General features: G+C 47.7%; 10 protein-coding genes. 7 read left to right on the forward strand and 3 right to left on the reverse strand.

What is annotated here, in order from left to right:
• Positions 1-290: 290 nt before the first annotated feature.
• Entirely contained in the window at positions 291-587 is a 297-nt protein-coding gene (locus tag RW114_RS18600; RefSeq protein ID WP_479687041.1) for a recombinase family protein, read from the reverse strand.
• Between the two features lie 57 nt (positions 588-644).
• Here RW114_RS18600 and tnpA point away from each other — a divergent pair, with 57 nt between their 5' ends.
• Complete coding sequence (gene tnpA / locus RW114_RS18605; protein ID WP_340124248.1) at positions 645-911, forward strand: IS66 family insertion sequence element accessory protein TnpA; 267 nt, start codon at positions 645-647, stop codon at positions 909-911.
• A gap of 98 nt (positions 912-1009) precedes the next feature.
• Here the strand turns inward: tnpA and RW114_RS18610 are convergent, their stop codons facing one another.
• Positions 1010-3976 carry a Tn3 family transposase gene (locus RW114_RS18610; RefSeq protein ID WP_340124249.1) on the reverse strand — a complete coding sequence of 989 codons (2967 nt, stop codon included), beginning with the start codon at positions 3974-3976 and terminating at the stop codon, positions 1010-1012.
• A 143-nt stretch (positions 3977-4119) separates the two neighbouring features.
• Here RW114_RS18610 and RW114_RS18615 point away from each other — a divergent pair, with 143 nt between their 5' ends.
• Complete coding sequence (locus tag RW114_RS18615) at positions 4120-4608, forward strand: helix-turn-helix domain-containing protein (protein WP_340124250.1); 489 nt, start codon at positions 4120-4122, stop codon at positions 4606-4608.
• Between the two features lie 17 nt (positions 4609-4625).
• Positions 4626-5156 (forward strand): IS630 family transposase, encoded by a 531-nt coding sequence (locus RW114_RS18620; RefSeq protein ID WP_340124254.1) that lies wholly within the window; start codon positions 4626-4628, stop codon positions 5154-5156.
• Here RW114_RS18620 and RW114_RS18625 read toward each other — a convergent pair.
• Entirely contained in the window at positions 5135-5710 is a 576-nt protein-coding gene (locus RW114_RS18625; RefSeq protein ID WP_479687042.1) for a recombinase family protein, read from the reverse strand. The genes RW114_RS18620 and RW114_RS18625 overlap by 22 nt on opposite strands.
• 886 nt (positions 5711-6596) lie before the next feature.
• Between RW114_RS18625 and RW114_RS18630 the strand changes: the two genes are divergently transcribed.
• From RW114_RS18630 to RW114_RS18645, 4 genes are all read left to right on the forward strand, one after another.
• Positions 6597-7250 carry a beta-class carbonic anhydrase gene (locus RW114_RS18630; protein ID WP_340124251.1) on the forward strand — a complete coding sequence of 218 codons (654 nt, stop codon included), beginning with the start codon at positions 6597-6599 and terminating at the stop codon, positions 7248-7250.
• 90 nt (positions 7251-7340) lie between these two features.
• Positions 7341-7583, forward strand: a complete 243-nt coding sequence (locus tag RW114_RS18635) for an FmdB family zinc ribbon protein (RefSeq protein WP_081679107.1) — start codon at positions 7341-7343, stop codon at positions 7581-7583.
• A 147-nt stretch (positions 7584-7730) separates the two neighbouring features.
• Positions 7731-9224, forward strand: coding sequence for a sigma 54-interacting transcriptional regulator (locus tag RW114_RS18640; RefSeq protein ID WP_340124252.1), 1494 nt, complete (start codon positions 7731-7733; stop codon positions 9222-9224).
• 172 nt (positions 9225-9396) lie between these two features.
• Positions 9397-9639, forward strand: coding sequence for a hypothetical protein (locus tag RW114_RS18645; protein WP_340124253.1), 243 nt, complete (start codon positions 9397-9399; stop codon positions 9637-9639).
• Positions 9640-9737: the final 98 nt, after the last annotated feature.

The raw sequence follows: 9737 nt of genomic DNA on the forward strand, positions 1-9737 counted from the left end.
GGTCAGTAACATCCCCGTTAAACAAAATCCTAGCCAAGTCTTTTGTAGGTGCGTCAGCCTGGCATTGGACTTTAGCTTTCCCAGGGCTGCATCTAAATCAGTGACAAACGATTTTATAAAGTGTGCCGGCTCGTACATCAACATGGTGTTGAAATACGTGGCAGTTTACACTGATTAGCTTACCCGTTTTCCGGCTGTATTTCTAAGCTTAAAAACTTGAACATCGAGTTATTCGACTTTTAATAAAAATAAGTCGCTTGCTTTAACCCAACAAAGGTACGCAAAGCTCCTTAGGAATTATCTTTTTTTTTCAAGTAGGCATAGAGGGTTGGCTTGGAAATTCCCATCATTTCGCATAGCGTGTTAATAGGCGTTTTTTTCTGTTCATAAAGATCAATCAGCAATTTACGCTTTTCAGCATCCAATGCTTCTGGGCGCCCTACTTTTCTTCCACGCGCACGAGCTGCATCTAATCCGGCACGTGTTCTTTCTCCGATCAAATTACGTTCAAATTCGGCTAATGCTGCAAACAAGTGAAATACGAGTTTTCCATTAGACGTTGTGTAACCGTCAATTAAAGCACACATACTCAAGCCTTTAAAATCAAGGCAAACTACTGCCTCTTATTTCAATAGGGGGTATTCATGAATCCATATCAAAATCACGCCGCTATGCAAGGCTATATAGCACAATGGCAAGCCAGCAGTTTATCTCAGACTGAGTACTGTAAAGAGCATGACATTAAGCCGCACATTTTTAGCTATTACAAAAAGAAGTTCAGTTCGTCAGCAAAACAATCAAGTCAACTGGTTCCGGTGCAATTGCTTGCACATGAGTCTGTCTCTGCAAACGGGATTTCCGCTTGTAACGTGCTCAGATTAACCCATGCTAATGGCTGTCCGTGTTTTTAGAGGCATATCTATTTAAGCCTATCAAGGTTAATCCCGCATCAATTATTTAGGAAAGATGTCTAGTAGGGGGCGTCGCAGAATTCGGAAAAAATAGTACGCTAAGACTTTCCGATGATACGTAGCGGCCGAAACTGACCGTCCTCGATCTTCCTGCTTTGCCGCCAGACGTAATCGCCGGTCAGGTTGATGTGTTCCCAGCCCAGCGGCGACAGGTATTGCAATAGCGCGTCGTCGATAGGCTTGCCCGACTCGCGCAGCCTTTGCGTCGCCCTTTCCAGATAGACTGTGTTCCACAATACAATGGCCGCAGTCACCAGATTGAGGCCACTGGCACGATAGCGCTGCTGCTCGAAACTTCGGTCGCGTATTTCGCCAAGCCGGTTGAAAAACACTGCTCTGGCTAGGGCGTTGCGAGACTCGCCCTTATTCAGCCCAGCCTGAACCCGTCTGCGGAGTTCCACGCGTTGTAGCCAATCCAGGATGAACAACGTGCGCTCAATGCGGCCCAACTCGCGTAGGGCAACAGCCAGACCGTTCTGACGCGGGTAGCTTCCGAGTTTTCGCACCATCAGCGAGGCGGTGACGGTGCCTTGTTTAATTGATGCGGCCAGCCGAAGAATTTCATCCCAATGAGCGTGGATGCTTTTGACGTTCAGGGTGCCACCAATCATGCTCTGTAGCGCCGGGTAGTCCTGCCCGTTCTTCGGCGCATACAACTTGGTATCCTTCAGGTCGCGGATGCGTGGTGCGAAGCGGAAGCCCAGTAGGTGCATTAGAGCGAAAACATGGTCGGTAAAACCCGCTGTGTCCGTGTAGTGTTCCTCGATCCGTAAATCCGATTCGTGGTACAGCAGACCATCAAGCACATAGGTGGAATCACGTACGCCAACGTTGACCACCTTAGTGCTGAACGGTGCATATTGGTCGGATATATGGGTGTAGAACAATCTGCCCGGTTCGCTACCGTACTTTGGGTTGACATGGCCTGTGCTCTCGGCCTTGCCGCCAGCGCGGAAGCGCTGTCCGTCAGACGACGATGTGGTGCCGTCTCCCCAGTTCTCGGCAAAGTTGTGGCTGAATTGGGCATTCACCAGATCGGCCAGACCAGCCGAATAGGTCTCGTCCCGAATGTGCCAAGCTTGTAGCCAAGACAGTTTTGCGTAGGTCGTGCCATGGCTAGACTCGGCCATCTTTGTCAGTCCTAGGTTGATGGCATCGGCCAGGATTGCGGACAATAGCAGCGTCCTATCCTTTGTCGGCTTGCCATCTTTTAGATGGACAAAATGTCGGGTGAAGCCCGTCCAGTCATCTACATCCATCAACAACTCGGTGATTTTGATGCGGGGCAACAGCATTCCGGCTTGATCTATCAGCTGTTGCGCCGCTTCGGGCACGACAGCATCCAGTGGCGTGATCTTCAGGCCAGAGTCGGTGATGATCGCATCAGGAAGTTCGTTGGCCTGCGCCAAGCGATTGACCGTGGTCAGTTGCTGTTCCAGCTGGTGCAACCGGTCATGCAGGTATTGGTCGCAGTCGGGGTTAACTGCAATTTGTGACATCTTCGATTGCTTGAGTAGCTCGAACTTTTCGGTTGGCAGAAGGTATTCGTCAAAGTCGCGGAATTGGCGAGAGCCTTGCACCCAGATGTCGCCAGAACGGAGCGAGTTTTTCAGCTCCGATAGCGCGCAAATTTCATAAAAACGGCGGTCAATACCATCACCTGTATGTACCAGTGATTTCCAGCGTGGTTTTATAAAAGCGGTCGGTGCGTTCACCGGTACTTTGCGCGCGCTATCGGTATTCATACCGCGCACTACCTCAATGGCGTCCAGCACACTCTGTGCTGCCGGTGCAGCACGCAACTTGATCACTTCCAGGAGTTCCGGCGTGTACCGGCGTAGCGTGTTGAATTGCTCGCCAACCAAGTGTAAGTGATCGAACGATTCTGGTTTAGCGAGCTGGTCGGCTTCAGTGATGCTCTGTGTGAAATCCTCCCAAGGAATAACCGCCTCGATGGCGACGTAAGGATCGCCGCCTGACTGCTTGGCCTCCAATAAGGCATGGCCGATTTTTGAGAACAGGCGCACCTTGTCGTTGATTGCTTTACCCTGCCTCTGGAACTGCTGTTGATGTTTGTTCTTGGCTGTACTGAATAACTTCATCAGGATATGATCATGCAGATCAATAATTTCATCGGTGACTGTAGCTGTTCCATCCAGAACCAGTGCGACCAGTGTGGCATAGCGCCGCTCGCTCTCAAATTTGCCCAAGTCTTGTGGAGTCATTTGTCTGCCTTCACGCGCTATCTTCAGCAAGCGGTTCTGGTGGATGTGGCGGTCAATGCCTTCCGGCAATATAAGCGCATGAAATGTTTTCAGACGCTCAATGTGCTCAAGCATGTATCGGGAGTTCGGTTTCAGCGGCGATTGCCGCAGCCAAACCAGCCACGTAATGTTGCTGTCCGGCTTGACCTTTAGTAGATCGTCCAGCTGTCGTCGATGATGCGCAGTCAGCGGCTGGGCTAACGCCTGGTAGATGCTCCGGTTAGCGCGTGTAACGGCTTCCGCGCAAGCCCGCTCGATAACGGTCAGCGCCGGTAGGATAATCTGTCGCTGCCTTAACGTCTCCAATGCATGCGCAGCGAGTACCAGTCCCTTGTCGGTCTGCATGGCAAGACCGGTTAGATTCTGCACCAGAAAGCGAAAGTCAGACAAACCAAACGGTGATAGCCCGAGATAGGTGCGTAACTCTTGGAAATGTTCACGCCGCGTCTCATCGCGCTCACCATACTTCCCCCATGCGTTCGCATCAACCCGAACTTGTCGGGCGATCCATTGGATGATTGGCTCCGCTATTGTCATGCCGCTGGTCAGCGCATACCCTGGATAGCACAACAGGCAAAGCTGTACAGCAAAACCGAGTCGGTTGGCATCGCCCCGGCGCTGTCTGATCAACGATAAGTCTGGCTCATTGAACGTGTAGTAGCGAATCAGATCATCCTGACTATCGGGCAGGTCAAGCAGACTGGTCTGCTCAGTGGCAGATAGTATCGAGCGACGCGGCATGATCAGTCATCTGTTTTCAGATATTGGTATAGGGTTTCGCGACTAATACCAATACCAAAATATTTATACTGTAATTAGGCTATAATTTATTTTTATCTATCGCTTACTAAAGAGAGTTAATAACTATCGCACGTCCAAGAAAATTGCCTCCAGAGCTGAAAGATCATGATTTTCACGCGCTATCACGAAAGGAGAAGCATTCACGCACTCGCATTCGCTGGCTTGGGATGGCACACCTACAAGAAGGTCGGGAATACCATGAAGTCGCAAAATTTTTATACGTTAGTGAAGAAACGGTTCAAAAATGGGTGAAGCGATTCAAAGCTTTTGGACTTGAAGGACTAAAAGAATCGCCTCGAAGTGGCGCAAAGCGCAAACTCGAAGGTAGCCAAGAATTCGACTTTAAAAAAGCGGTTATTGACCTTCAAGAAAATCGCTCGGGAGGCCGAATAACGGGGCATGATATACAGATTCTCCTTGAAGAGCAGTTTCAAGTTAAGTGCTGTCTCAATAGTGCATACAACCTACTTAGTCGTTTAGATTTAGTTTGGATAACAGTTCGTTCAAAACACCCACAACAAAGCCAAGAGAAGCAAGATGCTTTTAAAAAAACTTTCGAGACTCGGCCATAGGCTTACTACCGAAAGGTATTGATGTAAAGCAGGTTGAAGTCTGGTTTCAAGATGAGGCGCGAGTCGGACAACGTGGGACAGTCAGTCGTATTTGGGCACGAAAAGGCACACGCCCCCGCATTGTTCAACAGCAACAATTTACAGCGGCTTATATTTTTGGCGCCGTATGTCCTGAGAATAGCAAAACCGCAGGCTTGATCATGCCAAAAGCGAATACTGAAGGCATGCAGCAGCATCTTGATATTATTTCGGCTGCGGTAACATTGGATAAACAGGCGTTGCTCATTGTAGATCGAGCAGCTTGGCACTTAACTGCAAAATTAGACATGCCTGCTAATATCACCATTATGCCACTGCCCCCTTATTCGCCAGAACTCAATCCAGTCGAACAAATTTGGCAGCAATTACGGCGTACAGACTTCTCGAATCGGTGTTTTGAAAACTATAATGAAATTGTAGAGGTATGCTGCCAAGCATGGAATATTTTTGCTAAATATCCCGAGGCTATTCATTCTCTATGCTCCCGTCAGTGGGCATCATTAGAGTAAATATTTATTGTGATTAGTATAACACCGAACTCGCGGGCCAGTTTTGCTTTTTGCTCGCCCGCACTGACCTTCAGTCGTAACTCGGTTACCTGTTCGGGCGATAGCGCTTTCTTGCGCCCCCGGTAGGCACCGCGCTGTTTGGCCAGCGCAATGCCTTCGCGCTGACGTTCTCGGATTAAAGCCCGCTCGAATTCGGCAAAAGCCCCCATCACTGACAGTAATAGATTTGCCATCGGTGAATCTTCGCCGGTAAAAGTCAGACATTCCTTGACGAATTCGATACGTACACCGCGTTTGGTTAACTGCTGCACCAATCTTCGCAAGTCATCCAGATTTCTCGCCAAGCGGTCCATACTGTGCACCACGACCGTATCACCTTCGCGAACAAAAGAAAGAAGCTCTTCCAAGGCTGGTCGTTCGGTATCTTTGCCAGAAGCCTTATCGGTAAAAACCTTATTGACTTCGACTTGCTCAAGTTGGCGTTCCGGATTCTGGTCGAACGAACTGACTCTGATGTAACCAATACGATGCCCTTGCAAATTAACTGCCCCCAAAAACCAAAAGTGTCAGGATGGAATCTATAGCCTTTGGTGGCACGTATCAATAATTAACCAAACATACTCTATTCTGACGCCAAAGCGGCACATAGCCTGACATCAGGATAGGGTATAGCTCAAATTGACATATATTGCCAATCGGACCGCCGCCTAACTTACTTGCCAAAAATAAGACACAAACCCACAATACTAAATAGTTCAAACTTTCAGTTTAAAAAACCACTTAATCTTTTGTTTATTTTCATATAAGCGTTCTGGCCCAACACGGGCCAGAATCTGTGACTGTTTTAGGTTTCATTGCGACCCTTCAATAATGGCAACGCAACGTGATGGTAGCAACCGGTCGTTCGCGATACTTCAGCACTTTAAGTCGCTCAACTCATAGTAGCGCTATTGCATGAACCAATCTGCTATTGTCAATTTTCGCGCGAATCCTTACGTCCCACCAAATAGGCTCTAAAACTAATTCAGAATATTAACCACGTTGCCGCAAGCTAGGAAAACCAGAAGGCCATCATAAATGTACATGATCAGATCGAAGACTTGAATTAAATTATAATAGGAAAAAATCTGATGATACGGTGTTTTTGTGGGTTACTCCCGCTCACCTCCTGTCGCCCCATAAATCGAATACGGGAACAAAGACTTCACAGCGGGAAGTTTGCCCTGTTCGCACTATAACTTGTTGGTATTAAAAAGAATATTTCTTATTAGAATGCTACTTGACGGATTTAAGGTATTAACGTTCTCTCTAAATAAAGCTATAAGATATTGATTTTTAATAATTATTATTATGGCACGTGACTTGCTTAATTAAATGTAGTGGCGCCACTAAATCACCTTGGGTTTTTACCTAAGCATTCATTTTATGATGGAGAAAAACATGACTACATTGAAAAACAAACTTGAACAGCGGATTAATGATTACGATTTCTGGGCTACGCGTCGACGTTACGGTGCGGAAGGGCATAATAACGCCAGTTTATGGGTACTTGCCTGTATGGATGAGCGTTTGCCGGTGGACGAGGCGCTTGGTATCCATGTTGATACCCCTGTCGGAGGAGGGGATGCGCACTGTTTCCGCAATGCGGGAGGCATCGTGACGGACGATGCAATCCGTTCTGCGATGTTAACCTGTAACTTTTTTGGTACCAAGGAAATTGTCATAGTCCAACACACCCAGTGCGGCATGCTCTCAGCAAATGCTAACGATCTGGAAAGGGTTCTTCGAGAAAGAGGCATCGACACTGATAACATAGCCCTTGATCCAACCTTGCCCGAATTGAAACTGAATAAAGGTTCGTTTGCGAAATGGATTGGCATGATGGACGACGTCGATGTCACTTGCATGAAAACCGTCGAAGCGTTTAGAAACCATCCGCTAATTCCGAGAGATGTCGTCGTAAGTGGCTGGGTTTGGGAGGTCGAAACACGGCGCTTGAGGGCGCCGACACTCGATCCGGAAAAACGGCTGCGCACCGATGTTGTTTCGTCAGCATTCGGTGTGACCAACAAACAGCCTGATCGCTGGAGTTAACGACTACGCGGTAAATCCAAAATCGAGAGTGCCGTTCCGTCATGGAGGCGCTCTCCTTCCCTATCAGCTTAACCAGAGTAGGCGTACACTATGCCAACATACGATTATCAATGCGGGCAATGCCAGCAGAAGTTCGAAGCCAAACATCGCATCAGCGACCCTCAACCGTGCTGCCCCACATGCGGAGGAACATGCACCAAGCTCATACTGACCGCCCCGGCAACGCATGGCGCTATGGCCGTAGGCCGCGAACAGGCGATACGTTCGTTACAACCGCAACCGAAGAATGACGCGTATCGTCACGGACCGAGTTGTAGCTGTTGCCATCACTAGCATCCGCTGCAAATTTCGCAAGAAACAAACTACAGGCATGACGTATCCAGATGAAAAATGAATAATCGACTACTGTCCCGTTTGACGCCCGTCTCCTTTCTACAGGCTTTTGTAATCCACAGCGTTAATTTGTGGAAAAAGCAAAATTTGAAACTCTCGAACCAAGATAACTCAATTCAATATCTCGGCTTGTCTGCGAGCAGTTGTTTTGAGGATACCGTCAGAAAGCAATTGGAGTTTCAAGATGCTTTGACGCATGATCAATATGCGGATGTAATCATCGAAATTAAGAACCAGATTGGAGGAGAATTCACCAGGGCATCAAGCGGTGAAGGTGTCATTCGCGTTGAAAACACTCGCTGTCCTTTTGGGGCGTTGGTAAAAGAAACACCTGAGTTGTGCCAGATGACCTCGTCGGTTTTTGGCGGAATCGCAGCCCGAAACTTCGGTTACGCCCAAGTCGAATTACGAAAGCGCATCGCCGTCGGCGATTCGGTCTGCGACGTGGCAATTTATCTAAACCGGGAAACCCATCAACATAGACATGGGGACGAATATTTTTTCCAGGATGGTGAGCTCATCTCCAAATTGGATGATACCGATGCGATAGTCCAGGTTACCGACAAAACAAACCGGTACTGGTGCAGTTGTGGGACCATTGAAACGGCTATCGTGCAAAAAAACCAAACTCTGGTCATTGGGCATTCTAAAGCGATACGCGATGTCACGGATGCGATAGAGATCGTCGCCCCGACCATGGCCAACGTGTTGATAGGTGGTGAAACCGGGGTGGGAAAGGAAATCATCGCACGAGCCATCCATGCCGCGAGCGGACGAAACCCGGAAAAATTTATCGCCGTAAATTGCGCAGCAATCGCCGAATCTCTGATAGAAAGTGCTTTGTTCGGCCATGAAAAGGGGGCATTTACTGGCGCTTACAATGTTCACAAGGGTTTTTTCGAAAGAGCTTGTACCGGAACGCTGTTTCTGGATGAAATTGACGGCTTAAGCCTAACTAGCCAGGCGAAATTGTTGAGGGTACTCCAAGAAAGTGAATTTGAAAGAGTTGGCGGCAGACAACTCATTCAAACCGATGTCCGCATTATCGTCGCGTCCAATCGCAAACTCAAAGACCTGGTGTCGGCAGGCGAGTTTCGTAAAGATCTCTTTTATCGGTTAAATATCGTTATTATAGATATCCCACCGTTACGGGAACGGCGTGACGACATTGTCGTGTTAGCCGATCATTTCCTAAAACAATTGTCGGTCAAATACCAAAAACCTCCCAAAAACCTTGGCGAACAGGTGTGGCTCAAAATGATGCGTTACGATTGGCCAGGAAATATTCGGGAAATGGAAAACGTCTTGGAGAACGCCTTTCTGTTTGCTAAAACGGAAATCATTGAGAACATTGCTGTCGAAGTTTCTGATTCAGAAGCAGACCAAGCACATCACAGCCTTCTCCAGGCGACAAAGGGAAAAATTGCCCGCGATGTCGAAATAAAACTGCTACATGACGCTTTGGCAAGGTGTTCTGGAAATGTGAGCGCCGTTGCAAGAGAAATGGGGATTACCCCTCGCGCAATCCATCAAAAAATTAAAAAACATCGTATCGATGCGGACGAATATAGAACCAAATAAGTTAACCGTAGCGAGTTTTATACTCGTAGACCGTGAATCCGAAAACAATGGAATCTAAGAATACACATAATCAGCTATCGATCACCACTCGTGCAGAATGGCATAGGTTGGTAATTTCGAAATTCAAAAAGGTCTAATTTAAATTTACTTAATTTTGCTATAGGAGCGAAAAATGAGACAAAAATTGCGTATTGTGTATCTGTTTGCAATGCTCGGCCTCATGGTAGCCAACGCACAAGCGGAAACTACTGAGGAATCCGCAGGCAAATTCACCCGTAAATCTTTATTTACAAAAAGAACGACGCTACCATCAAATACGGTGGATACCCATGTCATACGAGTGCAATTTCCAAAAGGCTATAAAACACCCGTGCATACCCACGAAGGGCATAGCTATCTACACAAGTCACATTAGGAAATCCTGAGCTGTTTCTTGCAAAGCGGCAAGCTCCTCATGGGAGTAACAATCCAACACCTCCTGCATAGAAAGGAATATCCATAATCCTGCCAACA

The sequence above is a fragment of the Methylobacter svalbardensis genome (genome assembly GCF_037671525.1).
Lineage (GTDB): Bacteria > Pseudomonadota > Gammaproteobacteria > Methylococcales > Methylomonadaceae > Methylobacter_A > Methylobacter_A svalbardensis.